The organism is Ruegeria sp. EL01 (assembly GCF_900313035.1).
Classification (GTDB): domain Bacteria; phylum Pseudomonadota; class Alphaproteobacteria; order Rhodobacterales; family Rhodobacteraceae; genus Ruegeria.
On the sequence record NZ_OMPS01000044.1, the window covers coordinates 1 to 13,765 of the forward strand.

Here is a 13,765-nt window from a genome sequence, read left to right on the forward strand (position 1 = left end):
CTCCGCCCCACGACCCGTCACAGCCACAAGCGCTCGGTCAAAGATCGCCAACACCTCAACCCCGACCAGATGAGCCTGCATATGAGAAATGTCCTGATGGCGCAGCGCCGCGTTCACCACCACAAAGTACAGATCCCCCGCAGTCGACACGATCAGGTCATCCAGGATCCCGACGTCCGCGTTCGTAAAGAAACCGTATCGCGCCTTGCCCGGCTTCAGCGTCGCATAAGCCTGAGGGCAAAGCGCCTCAAGCTTCTCGCCCACATTCTCGCCCCGCAGGATCACCTGACCCATATGAGACACATCAAAAACCGACGCCTTCTCACGACAATGAACATGCTCACCCATAATCCCCAACGGATACTGAACAGGCATCTCCCAACCAGCAAAATCAACCAGCTTACCGCCCAACTCAACATGCAAATCATACAACGGTGTGCGCTTCAGTAATGTCATAGGGCGTACCTTTCAATGCGTGGGGTCAAAGCAAGCGCTGGTATGGTCGAAGAACTCAGCATAATTTGCAACGCCTGTTTGAATTTCCGATCGCATCTTGGGCCGGGAGACCGGGCCGAAACGGTTGCCTTGGATTGTTTTCCAAGGATCAAAGTCGTTTACATGCAGCATCGTGTCGTCGGGTCTCAGGGCTGCCCCAACTGGGGTTGGCGATGGGAAGTATACGGCGGCATGCCGCAACAATGTCTCCTATAGGAAACTTCCTTCGGTGGCACAACAACTGAAAAGCTGACCACTGGCACGGGCAAACACGCGTCAGGGTGCCAACAGGCTGCTTACCGCCCGTTCCAGAACCCGTAGCCCGACCACCAGATCTTCTTCGGCGGTGTCCTCGGCAAAATCATGGCTGATCCCGTTGATCGAGGGCGCAAACAGCAGCGCCACGGGCATCAGGCGTGAGACATTGGTTGCATCGTGCAAGGCCCCCGATGGCATGCGCCGCCAGTGTCCGGGCGCAACATGCTCTGCGCCCTGCACGAGCGCGCGCTGTAAGCCCTGATCCATCGCCACAGGCTCCAACCCCAACATCGACCCAAAGCGCAAGTTCAGATCCAGCTGATCCGCAACCTCCTGCGCGGTGGTTCGGATGATATCCTCCATCCGGATCAGGCGCGCCGCATCGCCGTCGCGCCATTGCATTGAGAACCGCGCGCGCCCAGGCACGATCGAAGACGCGTTGGGGTGCAAACCCACATGCCCGATGGTCCAGACGGTCTGTGGAGTGACCACGTTCCGGAACCGGTCATTGATTAAGGAGTTGAATGAGGACAGCGCCTGAAACGCATCGCGACGCAGATGCATCGGAGTGGTTCCGGCATGGTTCTGTTGACCTTCGAAGGTGATCACCATGTCCCGGATGCCCACAATATCCGTCACAACGCCGATCAGATCTCCGCTTTCATCCAGCGACGGGCCCTGCTCGATATGCATTTCGATGAACCCGGTGAACTGACCGGGATCGACAAAACCCTGCGCCAAATCCTGCATTGGCGCACGTGCGGCCCCAAGAGTTACGCCTGCATGATCGGTCAGACTGTCCGCCTGTGACAAGTTCAACCCTCCGGACCAGATTGCTGATCCGGTTGTCACACCGAACCGCCCCTCTTCGTCCTGGAAGCTCACGACCGAGATGGGTCGGTCTGTGGCCCGCGCCACCTCAAGGGCTGCAATCACACCCAGCGCACCATCCAACCACCCGCCTTCCGGCTGGCTGTCTGAATGCGATCCCATCAAAAGAGATGACCCCTGGGCAAGGCCGAACAGGTTGCCAACCGGATCGAACTGCGGTTGCAGTCCGGCCTCTTGCATGCGCATGGCCAGCCAACGGCGCGCCGCGATATCTGCCTGTGAATAGGCGGGTCGTGTCACTCCCTTGCCAACGCCCGAAGCGCCGAACTCTCTCAGCGTGTGCAAATCAGCCAGAAACCGATTTTCGTCAATGGCCATGTAGTGCCCCGCTCCCACAATGGGCCAAACATACGCCCGGCGCGCCGTCGTGCAAGCCGAACCCATGAATTGCGCGGTGTTTTTGGTGCGTGTCTGGCAAACCCCTCTGGCCCCTGCGCGGATCCTGCCCTAAGACTTCGCCCAAGAGGGACCGCCATGTCACACATCACACTGGTTCGTCACGGCCAGGCCAATACTGCTGCGCGTGATGAAAAGAACTATGACAAGCTAAGTGAGCTTGGCCATCAGCAAGCGCGATGGCTGGGTACGCATCTGCGCGACACACGTGCGCATCACCCGCGCGTTTATTGCGGCACGCTTGTTCGGCATATCGAGACCGCAGCCAGTATGGGGCTGTCAGATCCGATTCAGGATCCTCGGCTGAATGAGATCGAATACTTCAACATCGCAAAGCTGTTCGAAGAACAGCATGGTGAGGTCGTTCCAACGGATCGCGAAGGGTTTGTGGAACATCTGCCCAAAACCTTCGCCGCATGGGCCAGTGGAAAGATCAGCGGAACGCCGGAAACATTTGCCGAATTCGAGGCGCGCGTGTCTGGCGCGCTGCATGACATCGGAACCGAAGGGGGCCCTGCTATTGTTGTGACCTCGGGTGGCCTGATCTCGATGGTGGTGCGGCAGGTCATGGGGCTAGACGTTCCATCGATGGCACGCGTTGCCCTTGCCATCATGAACACGTCGATGCATCGTCTGCACCCGATTGGCCCGCAACTCAGCCCGGTTCTGTTCAATGCTGTTCCGCATCTGGAAGCACCGGACAGGCAGTTTGCCCAAACGCACCTATAATCAGGCCACAACGGAGAACACGCGATGCAGCTCTACTATGCCCCACGTACTATTTCGGTCGCAGTGGCCATTGCCCTGGAAGAATCCGGGTTGGGCTACGAAGCGATCCGTCTCGATTTCGCCGCGGGTGAACAAACCAAACCAGCCTATCAACAAATCAATCCCAAGGGCCGGGTTCCGGCGCTGGCAGTGGATGGTGGCATTCTGACCGAAACCGGAGCATTGCTGGACTACGTCGCCGCCAAAGCTCCAGAGGCTGAATTAGTACCCCACGACCCCGTTATGGCGGGCCGTATGCGCGAAGTGATGTACTATCTTGCTACGACAATGCATGTGAACCACGCTCATAAGTTGCGCGGGCATCGCTGGGCGGACAAGAAACCCAGCTGGGACGACATGACCGCCAAAGTGGCCGAGACGATGACCGCATCCTGCGACTACATCGTATCAAATGGCCTGCGAGGTCCCTTCGTTTTGGGCGATCAGTTCAGCCTGGCGGATGCCTATCTCTATATTGTTTGCAGTTGGCTTGAAGGTGACGGCGTCGACGTTGCCGCCTTCCCAAAGATCGTCGCGTTTCGCGAAGCCATGGAAGCACGTGCGTCGGTTCAGGCGGTCAGGGCCGCCGGAATGCTTTGAACATAGGATAACAAATGACACATCTCTGGGTCAGGGCAGAACAGCGCCCCAACGAAGAACGGGTGGGTCTGACGCCCCAAGGGGCCGCAGATCTGATTGCTGCGGGCATCCGCGTGACAGTCGAAGAAAGCTCGGTCCGGGCGATCCCGATTGAGGGGTACAAAACAGCCGGATGCGACATCGCTGCCGAGAATTCCTGGCCCAAGGCGCCTGCAGATGCGATCATCTTTGGCCTCAAGGAGTTGCCCGAAGATGGTTCGCCCCTGCCCCATCGCCACATCTTGTTTGGTCATGCATACAAGGGGCAACACTCGGGCCGCGCGCTGTTGGAGCGCTTCAAGGCCGGAGGCGGGACGCTGTATGATCTGGAATATCTGGTGAACGAAGATGGCCGCCGTGTCGCCGCCTTTGGCTATTGGGCCGGTTATGCCGGGGCCGCGGTGACGGTGAAAACCTGGGCCGCTCAGCAACGCGGCGAAGAATGCCCTGCGGTCGGAGTGTATCCGAGTAAAGACACGCTGAATGCAGAGCTTCTGGCCGAGGTGGAGACCACCGGGTGCCCCCGGCCTCGGGCCATTGTCATCGGTGCGTTAGGACGCGTCGGCACCGGGGCTGCTGATCTGTGCGAGGCGATGGGCGTGCAGGTCACCAAATGGGATATGGCCGAAACCGCCAGCGGTGCTCCATTCCCCGAAATCCTCGACCATGATCTGTTCATGAACTGCATCTTTGCCCGCCCCGGAACACCTGTCTTTGTCCCATCAGAGGCTTTGAATGCTCAGCGTACCCTGACAGCCATTGGCGATGTCGCTTGCGATCCGGACAGTGACTATAATCCCGTGCCTGTCTATAATCAGGCCACCACGTGGGACCACCCTGCCCTGCGTGTGGCCACCAACCCAGTGCTGGATGTGATCGCCATCGACAACCTGCCGTCGATGCTGCCTGTCGAAAGTTCGGAAGACTACGCGGCGCAATTGTTGCCGTCCTTGCTGACCCTGCAAGACCTCGAAAGTGGAGTTTGGGGTCGGGCGGCAGCAACTTACCATTCTCATATCGAAGGGATCTGAGCGATGACCATCCATTGGTGTGGCACTGGCCTGTCGGCCATTCCCGGTTTGCGCCGACTGATCGAAAGCGGGCAGAAGGTTACGGTATGGAACCGAACCGTCGAAAAAGCCAGGGCCGAGATCGGAGATCTGACCGATGACATCCGCGCCTTTGACATTGACCCGCTCGCAGCTGTGCTGGAGCCGAGAGACGTAATCGTCTCGATGCTGCCGGGCGACTGGCACGTTCCGTTGGCCGAACTAGCAATCGCAAAGAAGGCAAACTTTGTCTCGTCCTCATACATCGCGCCTGAAATGCGCGCGTTGGACGACAAGGCCCGCGAAGCTGGTGTGGTGCTGGTCAACGAAGTTGGACTTGATCCGGGCATCGACCATCTGATGGCGCATGCGCTTTTGGACGACTACCGCGCCTCGGACGCGTTCGACCCGGAAAATCACATCAGCTTCATTTCCTATTGCGGCGGCATCCCCAAGAACCCAAATCCGTTCCGGTACAAGTTCAGTTGGTCGCCGCTGGGTGTGCTCAAGGCTTTGCGGTCGCCGTCGCGCTCGATCCGAGACTACGCGCCGCTGGATGTGTCCCGCCCCTGGGACGCGATCAGCAGCTATACGGCACCCTTGCCCACGCCCGAAAGCTTTGAGGTCTATCCAAATCGCGACTCGCTGCCCTTCATGCAGCAATACCATTTCGAAGAACATTGGACGGTCAAAGAATTCGTCCGCGGCACGTTGCGCCTGAATGGTTGGACAGATGCGTGGTCAGACGTGTTTAGCGAAATCGAAACCCTGACTGGCCCGGAAGGCGACGCGCGCCTAAAAGAGATGTCAGATCAGTTTTGGAAGGAAAACGCCTATGACAAAGGCGAACCAGACCGCGTGGTGCTGTGTGTTGGCTTGAAAGCCGAGAAAGACGGCGTCGCGGTTTGGCACAAAACCTATGTCATGGATGCCTGGGGCGACGCCCGAGGCACCGCAATGGCACGGCTGGTATCGATCCCGGTATCACTGGCGGTCGAAGCCGTATCAAACCGCGCGATCCCGGTCGGCGTCCACGCTGCACCCAGTGACCCAAAGCTGGTGAATGACTGGATGAGCCAGATCGGCACGTTGGCACAGCATTTGCAAATTGTGGATCACACTGTCTGATCAGCGTTTTTGGAATGAAGAAGCCATTCCAGAGCGACTGGAATGGCTTCAATTTCTATTGGCCAAGACCTTATGCCTTCGTCTCGAATGTTTCGAATTCGACAATCAGATATACCGCTGGATCGTATGCTCGATATCGCAGCGATTTATCCCAAGTTCGGACAGTTGATGATCGCTCAGACTGTCGAGATATTGAGCGGCGCGGACGACATCAGTGCTGACCGCGCGGATTCTCATAGCGCGATCGAACAGCAACAGAGCACTGGCCGCAGGGGTCGGTTGGGTTTTGGGTAGGGCCAAATCAAACATACTTATTACCTTTCTCTAAGGTCCAAGAGGACACTAGGATCATGTCGAGCAAAGCTCGCAATCGTTGCAGAAATGGTTTTCAGTGATAAATGCCTTCGTAGGCGCGGAGACTGATTTCATCCCGCTCAACACCGATGTCGTTCAGCGGCTGATCGGTGAGCGCACCCAGTTCCCGAACGGTTTTTGGGTCAGCTCGGCGCCGCAAAAGTTCGGCTTTTGCCTCCGCATATCCAAAAAACACTCCGTCGAAGAGACCTTTTGTGGTCTTTGCTGTAGGCGTTGGGCGCATGTCGCTCTCCTCCCTAACTTATGCCGCTGACTACAAGTTAAGGAAGCAACCTTAGCGAAACCAAAGCAGCGCATTAAAGTTTGTTTATGAGGGAAATCTGACGCGTTCAGAGTGTAGCAATTCATCGTGTCGTGCTGGTGCCAAAGAATTTTATTTGCCAAATCAGTTTTTCTTTTAGCTTACATCAGATCGTTCTCGACATCCTCAGCGGATATCCCCAGCGCGTCCAACCCATTCTCTAGGTGGTCCGGCATATGCGGTGTGCCGATCAAATAGTCAGCGCAGGGGGTCGACGCTTCGGCTTTGGCCGTTGCAATAGCTTCGGCCAGATCCTCGGCGAAAAAGCTCTCCCGACCGACCCACATGATAGCAACCAGTTCGGCCTGCTCATCTTCGCTCATGCGGTCGACAAAGGCGCGGAGTTCGCCCTCGGCCCGGTTCAACTCGCGGCCCATCATCGCAACCTGGGCGACTTTTCTTGCCGAGATTTCCAACATATTTCAGCTCCTCGTGTTCGCGTTCTTGCCCATGACAACCATCCAACCGAGCTGGAGTCTTTGATCTCACGCAAACGAAAAAGGTTATCGGCGCACGCGGGACATGGGCTTGTCTGGAACCGGGGCAGAGCGAAACGGGCGGAAGGTTGCGTTCTTGAACCAAAGCTTAAGGGCCTGCCAAACGATCAACGTGAACGTTCGCCGCGCACCGAATGGACGCCGTAGCAGCGACCACAAAATCACACGATTGGTCAACGGATGGCGCGGTCCGGTCAGCGTCGCAATCAGACCACCCCCATCGCGCCCATAGTCGATCCAAACTCCGACCCGATCCGGGCGATAGTCAAAGCGGAACGTGTATGACCCTTCGATCTTCTGGAAGGGCGAGACATGCATCAACTTGTCCGCCACGATCCGATCACCAGGCTCGATCTGCGCGAATTCAGGTTTGTGGCACAAGTAACTGTGGCGCGTGCCGAAGGTATTGGTGACCTCAGCCACCACCGCGTAAAGCGTGCCTTCCTTGTCAAGGCAGAACCAGAAGCTGACTGGGTTGAACACGTGGCCCAACACACGGGGTTGCGTCAACAACATGACCTGCGCGGGCTGCGGCACATCTTTCACATCAAATTGCGCGCGCAGCCAAGCGGTGCCGGTGCCATGCCCCGGCTCACCGCCATGATCTCGGGTCCGCCAATTTGTGATGTTCGCGCGGTCAATTGAGAACAGCGCGGGCGTTGTCAGTTCTGCTTCGGGGTCCAGCAGAATGTAATCAATCGAATAGCGAAACGCGTTTTCGATCACGCCTTTGCGCCCATGATAGGTATGACCCGCAATATGATCGACTTTTTGTGTCATTCGTTGTTTTCTGTTCTGCCCGTAAACTGTTCAAAAAGCATTCTTTTCCCCGAAAGCCTGTTTATCTGAATACGAAAACTAGCGCAGTTTGGATCAAAATGACTCCGTAAAGTGATCCGGCTTGGGCCGCGCCGCGTAATGTGGTTATGCTTACCGAGATGAATACCGTGGCCAGCGACGAGCCAGCGACCGAAGCGGTCGCATCTCGGCCATGGCGCGCAAAGAAACACATCAAGGGCAAGCGGGTGAACGGAACAAAAGGTAGTTGCGACACCAGGACCGAGTGGGTGGACCATGTCAAACGCATCCGGGACAGGCAGGATCAGACGGCATTTGCTGAGCTGTTCCAGCACTTCGCGCCGCGTATCAAAGCCTTCCTGATCCGTTCAGGGTCTGACCCTGCAATGGCCGAGGAATGCGCGCAAGAAGTGATGGCGACGCTATGGCACAAAGCCCGTCTGTTTGATCCGACGCGAGCCACTGTGGCGACCTGGGTGTTCACGATCGCCCGAAACAAACGGATTGATGTTCTGCGCAAACAACGCCGTCCCGAACCCGAGGAACTGGGTTGGGGCCCCGAAGCAGAACCCGAACAGGACGACGTGATCGTTCTGCAACAAGAAACTGCGCAACTGCGTACCGCCTTGTCGGCGTTGCCAGACGCGCAGAGACAGCTGATCGAAAAGGCGTACTTCGGAGATCTGAGCCATCGAGAAATCGCCTCTCAGACCGGGTTACCCCTTGGGACGATCAAATCACGGATACGGCTGGCCCTGGATCGCCTGCGCCATGCGATGAACTGAGATGAATGAGATGAGCAAAACGATAAAACACCATCTGACGGACGATTTCCTGATGGCATACGCCGCAGGAAGCTTGCCCGAGGCGTTCGATCTGATGGTCGCCACGCATCTGTCCCTGTGCGACGACTGCCGCGCGCGGGCTGAAAGTTTTGACGCTGTGGGTGGGCATGTTCTGGAAGAGCAGAACCAACCCGTCAGCGTGAGCGATGAATCCCTGTCTGCCACGATGGCCTTGATCGCTCAAGGCGCACCGACCCCCAAACCCGCTCGACCGGGTTGCGCCGTTTTACCCGCACCGTTGCAGGACTATGTCGGCGGCAATGTTGCCGATATCCGCTGGCGGTCTATCGGCATGGGCGTGAAGCAGGCGATCCTGCCAACCAGCCAGGATGCCACGGCGCGGCTGTTGTTCATTCCGGCGGGTGCCGCCGTACCCGATCACGGTCACAACGGCGTAGAACTGACGATGGTGCTGCAGGGGGCATTTTCTGATGAGGTCGACCATTTCGCCCGTGGCGATGTCGAGATTGCCGACGAAGATCTGGAACACACGCCCGTTGCGGATATCGGCGAAGATTGCATCTGTCTGGCTGTCACCGACGCGCCGCTGAAATTCAGCAAGCTTATGCCGCGTCTGTTACAGCCCTTCCTGCGGATCTGATCTAGGTTTCAGTCGGTTTTGCTTCGGCTGGGGTGATGGGCTTTTGCGGTATCCCAAGCAATTCCAAGGTGCCACTGCGACCCCGAACTTCGATTGGGGGTAGCGGTACCAATTTTTTATTGCGGGTCGACTCACCTGCTGCGCTGATCAGATCAGCCGACAGGATCAGCCCCATTGCATGTGATCGCGTCAGGTTTTCCAGCCGGGCCGCAATGTTGACGGTGTCCCCGAACACTGAAAACTCTAACCGTTCCTGATCACCAATCACGCCGATAAAAACCTCACCCCAGTGCAGCCCGATCCCAGTATCCAGTGCTGGTAACCCCGCCTGCCTGCGTTCGGTGCTCCAGTCCTGCATTTCTTTCCACAACCCTGTACCGCAATCTAAACAACGTTTTGCGGCCTGATCTCCTTCGAATACAATCATCACTGCGTCGCCGATAAACTTGTCGATGATCCCGTTCTCGGCCCGAACGACCGCGGAAACTCGGCTGCGGTAATCCGAAACCAGTTCCGACACCTGCTCGGGGCGAAGCTGTTGCGACAATGTTGTGAACCCGCGCAGGTCGATGAAAATCAAGCCCGCCATCTGACGTCGCCCAGTCTTGAGGGCGGCCAAACCACTGTCCCCAAGATCCTCTACCACCTGAGACGGCAAGTAACGCGTCAGGTTCGCGCGGCGTTGCGCTTCCGTAATCGAGCGGAACAGCAAGGCATGGACGCGGCGTGCCGCGACGATCAACACAATGCCTGCAAGGGCAATCATGAACAGCCGGATAAGGTTTGGCGGCAGTGACAAGAACAACCAGATCGGGTTGTCTTCCAACCCACGCGTCGATCCTGCATCAACGCCAACCAACATCAGCAAGCCCAGCACAAGCAACACAACCTGCATTGCCATGATCTTCGGGTTTCCACGCAAGACGCCAAAGGCGAGCACAATCGGGACCAGCCACACTGCGGGCAGCACAAAAATCACATCCCCGGACAGACCCACATTGCGCATTCCTACCCAGACGTTCGCGACAAGAAACAAGGAATCCGCTGCTGAGACAGGCCAAGCGACCCAGGCTGAAAAATGACCGCGCCGTGCGGTCCACCACGTTGCCAATCCCAATGCGAAATAGGCAAGCATGGTGCTTAGGGCAAAAACCCATTGCCGCTCCAGAACGGCGTGCCCTGAATTGACCACCGGCTGGACCGTAAACAAAAAGAACAGCGCCAGGCCAGCTGCGACCAGCATACGCAGTAACCCGACGATACGTTCCGCGTCCTGTTCGGCTTGTTCGAGCAACTGAGAGATTTTCGGCGACTGACTGGTTGTGTTCATACTGCTATGTAAGCCCCCCGCTGCCTGGCCATCGTTGCTTTCGCTTGAGATCACCCTTCCTGTCGGGTCAGCGGAACAACACCCGGTGTTTCGTCCGGGGCCAGTTCTTCGAAATCAAAATTGTCCAACCGCTGTGCCCGGCGACCTGCCTTCTCGGCGCTGATCTTGATTTCCGAGATATCTTTTGCCGCCTGCCCAAAATGCCGATCCAGGTTGGTCACCCGGTCGCCCAGACGGTCGACATCCTTGTGGAGCAACCCCAATTCCTTGCGGATCGCGCCCGTTTGTTCCCGCATCCGCGCATCCTTTAGGATGGCGCGCATCGTGTTCAAAGTCGCCATGCACGTGGTAGGCGAGACGATCCAGACGCGCTTCGAAAAACTCTCCTGGACCAGCTCGGGAAATTTACCGTGCAGTTCAGCATAAACCGCCTCGGAAGGCAGGAACATCAGCGCACCATCAGCGGTTTCACCATCCAGAATGTATTTTTCTGAGATGTCCGTGATGTGCTTTCGCACCGTGCTGCGGAACATCTGCACGGCGGCCTTCAGTTCCAAATCGTTGGTGGCACTGATCAGTGCCTCATAGGCTTCCAACGGGAATTTGCTATCGATCACGATCGGTCCCGGCGGATTCGGCAAGTGGATCAGGCAATCGGCGCGACGCCCATTCGACAGGGTCGCCTGCAGCTGGAAACTGTCCGCAGGCAGCGCCTTGGACACGATGTCGTTCAACTGGATCTCACCAAAGGCACCGCGCGTTTGTTTGTTTGACAGAATATCCTGCAGGGACAGCACATCGCCCGAAAGCTTGGTGATGTTGTCCTGCGCCTTATCAATAGCGGCCAGACGTTCCTGTAATTGTGTCAGCGAGGTCGCGGTTTGTTTTGAGGATCCGTGCAGGGATTCCTTCATCCGTTCCTGCATATCTGCAAGTGCACGGGTGGATTTCATGGCGTTGTCGGCTAACCGGTCGTTCATCTGCTGCTGAACCGCAGACAGTCGCGACTCGACCGTCTGGATCACCTGCACCTGCGCGTTGGCCTGCGCGTCCGAGACATGCTGCAACCCGCCCCGCAACTGATCCTGCCCTTGGCCCAATTGCTGCACATGCTGACCCAGATGCGCCATTTGACGCGCCAAAGGTTCCGCCATTCGGGCCGACCGGCTAGCCGCACGCAGGGACAGAAACAGCAAGATCAGAATCAACAGTACCACCCCAGCCCCCGCCAGAACGGCCAAGACCATTGGATCGGTCAAAGAATATTGTGTGCCTGCAATCTCTATCATCTCAGTCAGTTTGTTCTCGTTTTGTTTCTATTTTCTTAGCTGGTTCCAGCCGTCAGATCAACTGCGTCCGAACAGCCGTTCAATATCGCTCAGCTTGAGTTCAACATATGTTGGGCGCCCATGATTGCACTGACCGGAATGCGGCGTCGCCTCCATTTCGCGTAGCAGGGCGTTCATCTCTTCCGCTCGCATCCGACGGCCCGACCTTACGGACCCGTGACAGGCCACCCGGCTCAGTATCGCCTCGACCCGCGCCTGCACCGTCTGGCTTTCGCCCTGATCAGCCAGCTCATCCAATATGTCCAGAATCATGGCGCGGGCGTTGACCTCGCCCAGAATGGCCGGGGTTTCGCGCACGGCGATGGCCCCGCCACCAAAAGGTTCGATGGTCAGACCAAACCTGCCAAGATCCTCGGCGACCTCTATCAGGCGCGTGCAGTCGCCGTCGGACAGTTCAACGATTTCCGGGATCAACAACGCCTGCGCGGCCACCCCGTTCTCAGCCATCTGGGTTTTCAGCTTTTCGTAAACCAACCGCTCATGTGCGGCGTGCTGATCGACGATCACCATACCGTCGGCAGTCTGAGCGATGATGTAGTTTTCATGCACCTGCCCACGCGCTGCCCCCAACGGGAGGTCCTGCGCAAATTGTTCAACCTCTGCAGCACCCGCAAGCTCGGCGGGCTTCGCCTCAACGACGCTTCCACTGTAGTCATTGGCAAGCTCGGCAAAGCCAGGTGATTGCGCTCGGTAAGCCGCCTGCCGCGCAGCGGGGGATGGCCGGTCCATCTGATAGACGCGCGCGGGGCCGGGTGCTGCCGGTTCCGGCCGCATCGCGCCCAGGGTTGCATTAGAAACGGTCGATGACGCCCGATGCCCAGCCTCGGCCAGAGCGTGGCGCAGACTTGAAACGATTAACCCGCGCGCGACACCCGGATCGCGGAACCGCACTTCGGATTTCGCGGGGTGCACATTCACATCCACCAGCGTTGGTTCGCAGTCGATAAACAGGGCTGCTGCCGGGTGGCGATCGCGACTGAGGAAATCAAAGTAGGCGGCGCGTAGCGCGCCGGTCAGCATCTTGTCACGCACTGGCCGGCCATTGACGAACAGATACTGTGCCACAGCCGCGCCACGCGAATATGTGGGCAATGCGGCGTAGCCGTACAGCCTGATCCCCTCTCGCGTGGCATCAATCTGCAAAGCATTTTCGGCAAACTCGCGGCCGATCACCCGGGCCAACCTGGCATGCAAAGCGTCGAACAGATCCCCGTTCTCACGATCAGCGCGGAAGGTCACGCGGCCTTCGCCGCCACCCGATACGTCACGCAATGTGAAGGTCACCGCAGGTTCTGCCATGGCGAGGCGTTTCACGGTATCCGAGATTGCCTGCGCCTCGGCCCGGTCTGTGCGCATGAACTTCAGCCGTGCGGGTGTAGCAAAAAACAAATCCCGCAATTCGACCACAGTTCCGGCACGCAAGGCCGCAGGTTTAACAGCCTCCATTTTTCCAGCCGATACCCGGATCGAGGCCGCCTCGCCCTCGGGCACCCGACTTGTGATGGTCAACCGGCCGACAGCGCCCAGCGAAGGCAGTGCTTCCCCGCGAAAGCCGAAAGTATGGATATTCAGCAGGTCAGATCCATCGATCTTGGACGTCGCATGGCGCGACAAAGCCAGCGGCAGATCCTGCGCAGCGATCCCACATCCATCGTCTGTGACCCGAATTAGCGTCTTGCCCCCGTCGGCGACATCGATGGCGATCCGGGTGGCGCCTGCGTCAATGGCATTCTCGACCAGTTCCTTGACGGCCGAGGCAGGGCGTTCGACAACTTCGCCAGCTGCGATTCGGTTTATCGCAGCATCGTCGAGCTGCCGAATCATAGGGCGATTTTCGCGGATATTGGGGTTTGCCTGCGCCATACCGCTAGACCTAGCACAACCTGGCGCGATTCTGCCACCGGTTTGAATGTCGTTGATTGCTGTTTGAGCAGGCGTCCGGACAATCGTTACCGACCACCACAATGCGGCCAGCTTTGATCACGACCGTCCGGACGAGCCCAAGTGAGTGGTGATGTATTAGCTATTGATATCGGTCGATCTAG

The 13,765-nt window shown here is 57.8% G+C and carries 14 protein-coding genes and 1 pseudogene; 6 read left to right on the plus strand and 9 right to left on the minus strand.

Annotated elements, in window-relative coordinates; genetic code table 11:
* Together gcvT and D9K61_RS18105 are read right to left on the minus strand one after the other, a co-directional pair.
* A pseudogene (gcvT, locus tag D9K61_RS18100) lies at positions 1-456 on the minus strand (glycine cleavage system aminomethyltransferase GcvT); the annotation flags it as partial.
* Between the two features lie 315 nt (positions 457-771).
* Positions 772-1,962, minus strand: coding sequence for a Zn-dependent hydrolase (locus tag D9K61_RS18105; RefSeq protein WP_120634607.1), 1,191 nt, complete (start codon positions 1,960-1,962; stop codon positions 772-774).
* A gap of 156 nt (positions 1,963-2,118) precedes the next feature.
* On the opposite strand from D9K61_RS18105, the gene D9K61_RS18110 reads away from it, so the two are divergent.
* The 4 genes from D9K61_RS18110 to D9K61_RS18125 are packed head-to-tail and all read left to right on the plus strand — an operon-like array spanning position 2,119 to position 5,624.
* Positions 2,119-2,769 (plus strand): histidine phosphatase family protein, encoded by a 651-nt coding sequence (locus tag D9K61_RS18110; protein WP_120634608.1) that lies wholly within the window; start codon positions 2,119-2,121, stop codon positions 2,767-2,769.
* 24 nt (positions 2,770-2,793) lie between these two features.
* Entirely contained in the window at positions 2,794-3,408 is a 615-nt protein-coding gene (locus D9K61_RS18115) for a glutathione S-transferase family protein (protein ID WP_120634609.1), read from the plus strand.
* A gap of 14 nt (positions 3,409-3,422) precedes the next feature.
* Positions 3,423-4,478, plus strand: a complete 1,056-nt coding sequence (locus D9K61_RS18120; RefSeq protein ID WP_120634610.1) for a saccharopine dehydrogenase — start codon at positions 3,423-3,425, stop codon at positions 4,476-4,478.
* A gap of 3 nt (positions 4,479-4,481) precedes the next feature.
* Complete coding sequence (locus D9K61_RS18125; RefSeq protein WP_120634611.1) at positions 4,482-5,624, plus strand: saccharopine dehydrogenase family protein; 1,143 nt, start codon at positions 4,482-4,484, stop codon at positions 5,622-5,624.
* A 105-nt stretch (positions 5,625-5,729) separates the two neighbouring features.
* On the opposite strand, the gene D9K61_RS18130 is transcribed toward D9K61_RS18125, so the two are convergent.
* The 4 genes from D9K61_RS18130 to D9K61_RS18145 form a co-directional block, all read right to left on the minus strand.
* Entirely contained in the window at positions 5,730-5,933 is a 204-nt protein-coding gene (locus tag D9K61_RS18130) for a DUF1127 domain-containing protein (protein ID WP_120634612.1), read from the minus strand.
* A gap of 79 nt (positions 5,934-6,012) precedes the next feature.
* Complete coding sequence (locus D9K61_RS18135) at positions 6,013-6,222, minus strand: DUF1127 domain-containing protein (protein ID WP_120634613.1); 210 nt, start codon at positions 6,220-6,222, stop codon at positions 6,013-6,015.
* Positions 6,223-6,401: 179 nt separating this feature from the next.
* Entirely contained in the window at positions 6,402-6,719 is a 318-nt protein-coding gene (locus D9K61_RS18140; RefSeq protein WP_120634614.1) for a DUF3775 domain-containing protein, read from the minus strand.
* 84 nt (positions 6,720-6,803) lie between these two features.
* On the minus strand, positions 6,804-7,577 hold the full coding sequence (locus D9K61_RS18145; protein ID WP_120634615.1) for a DUF1365 domain-containing protein: 774 nt from the start codon (positions 7,575-7,577) through the stop codon (positions 6,804-6,806).
* A 146-nt stretch (positions 7,578-7,723) separates the two neighbouring features.
* Here D9K61_RS18145 and D9K61_RS18150 point away from each other — a divergent pair, with 146 nt between their 5' ends.
* Positions 7,724-8,380 (plus strand): sigma-70 family RNA polymerase sigma factor, encoded by a 657-nt coding sequence (locus D9K61_RS18150; protein WP_120634616.1) that lies wholly within the window; start codon positions 7,724-7,726, stop codon positions 8,378-8,380.
* A 10-nt stretch (positions 8,381-8,390) separates the two neighbouring features.
* Positions 8,391-9,041: a ChrR family anti-sigma-E factor gene (locus D9K61_RS18155; RefSeq protein WP_120634843.1), complete on the plus strand. Its 651-nt coding sequence runs from the start codon at positions 8,391-8,393 to the stop codon at positions 9,039-9,041.
* A gap of 1 nt (position 9,042) precedes the next feature.
* Here D9K61_RS18155 and D9K61_RS18160 read toward each other — a convergent pair whose 3' ends face one another.
* From D9K61_RS18160 to mutL, 3 genes are read right to left on the minus strand one after another with little or no spacing between them, the layout of a single operon-like run.
* On the minus strand, positions 9,043-10,371 hold the full coding sequence (locus D9K61_RS18160) for an adenylate/guanylate cyclase domain-containing protein (protein WP_162946956.1): 1,329 nt from the start codon (positions 10,369-10,371) through the stop codon (positions 9,043-9,045).
* A 50-nt stretch (positions 10,372-10,421) separates the two neighbouring features.
* On the minus strand, positions 10,422-11,660 hold the full coding sequence (locus D9K61_RS18165; RefSeq protein WP_120634618.1) for a DNA recombination protein RmuC: 1,239 nt from the start codon (positions 11,658-11,660) through the stop codon (positions 10,422-10,424).
* Between the two features lie 57 nt (positions 11,661-11,717).
* Complete coding sequence (gene mutL / locus D9K61_RS18170; RefSeq protein WP_120634619.1) at positions 11,718-13,583, minus strand: DNA mismatch repair endonuclease MutL; 1,866 nt, start codon at positions 13,581-13,583, stop codon at positions 11,718-11,720.
* Positions 13,584-13,765: the final 182 nt, after the last annotated feature.

Excerpts from the sequence above, each read along its gene's own strand:
- D9K61_RS18105 (WP_120634607.1), bottom strand. The coding sequence starts at position 1,962 with ATGGCCATTGACGAAAATCGGTTTCTGGCTGATTTGCACACGCTGAGA.
- D9K61_RS18110 (WP_120634608.1), top strand. The coding sequence starts at position 2,119 with ATGTCACACATCACACTGGTTCGTCACGGCCAGGCCAATACTGCTGCG.
- D9K61_RS18115 (WP_120634609.1), top strand. The coding sequence starts at position 2,794 with ATGCAGCTCTACTATGCCCCACGTACTATTTCGGTCGCAGTGGCCATT.
- D9K61_RS18120 (WP_120634610.1), top strand. The coding sequence starts at position 3,423 with ATGACACATCTCTGGGTCAGGGCAGAACAGCGCCCCAACGAAGAACGG.
- D9K61_RS18125 (WP_120634611.1), top strand. The coding sequence starts at position 4,482 with ATGACCATCCATTGGTGTGGCACTGGCCTGTCGGCCATTCCCGGTTTG.
- D9K61_RS18130 (WP_120634612.1), bottom strand. The coding sequence starts at position 5,933 with ATGTTTGATTTGGCCCTACCCAAAACCCAACCGACCCCTGCGGCCAGT.
- D9K61_RS18135 (WP_120634613.1), bottom strand. The coding sequence starts at position 6,222 with ATGCGCCCAACGCCTACAGCAAAGACCACAAAAGGTCTCTTCGACGGA.
- D9K61_RS18140 (WP_120634614.1), bottom strand. The coding sequence starts at position 6,719 with ATGTTGGAAATCTCGGCAAGAAAAGTCGCCCAGGTTGCGATGATGGGC.
- D9K61_RS18145 (WP_120634615.1), bottom strand. The coding sequence starts at position 7,577 with ATGACACAAAAAGTCGATCATATTGCGGGTCATACCTATCATGGGCGC.
- D9K61_RS18150 (WP_120634616.1), top strand. The coding sequence starts at position 7,724 with ATGCTTACCGAGATGAATACCGTGGCCAGCGACGAGCCAGCGACCGAA.
- D9K61_RS18155 (WP_120634843.1), top strand. The coding sequence starts at position 8,391 with ATGAGCAAAACGATAAAACACCATCTGACGGACGATTTCCTGATGGCA.
- D9K61_RS18160 (WP_162946956.1), bottom strand. The coding sequence starts at position 10,371 with ATGAACACAACCAGTCAGTCGCCGAAAATCTCTCAGTTGCTCGAACAA.
- D9K61_RS18165 (WP_120634618.1), bottom strand. The coding sequence starts at position 11,660 with ATGATAGAGATTGCAGGCACACAATATTCTTTGACCGATCCAATGGTC.
- mutL (WP_120634619.1), bottom strand. The coding sequence starts at position 13,583 with ATGGCGCAGGCAAACCCCAATATCCGCGAAAATCGCCCTATGATTCGG.